The 256-nt window shown below is 53.5% G+C and carries 1 protein-coding gene; it reads right to left on the bottom strand.

Translation table 11 applies throughout. The features are described from left to right. Nucleotides 1-256, bottom strand: a 256-nt coding sequence (locus KMS84_RS40385) for a hypothetical protein (protein ID WP_256921633.1), incomplete at both ends; no start/stop codon positions are given.

Below are 256 nucleotides of genomic sequence, written 5' to 3'. Positions count from 1 at the left end.
ATACAGGCGTGGATCCAGAGCGGTAGCTTCGAGTACCCGGCGGATTGGTAGGTCTACATGATTTTCCGGGCTGTAACGCGGCCCCAGCCCGGCTTTGCTGCGCGCGAATTTTTCAATGAACCAGTCATGTGTAAATAGGACCTGATGAAACCAGTAAAGCACTCGTCCCGCCGAAGCTGGATTGGAGGTGGTCAGTCGCTTTTTGATTTCGAAGGCATCCCATCGCTCGATCTCGATACTCCGGCCTGTTAATGCA

It is taken from the genome of Streptomyces hilarionis (genome assembly GCF_024539675.1).
In the GTDB taxonomy this organism is placed as follows: domain Bacteria; phylum Actinomycetota; class Actinomycetes; order Streptomycetales; family Streptomycetaceae; genus Streptomyces; species Streptomyces hilarionis.
Note: the sequence above shows the minus strand (reverse complement) of the source record. Positions and strands in the feature narration are given on the sequence as shown.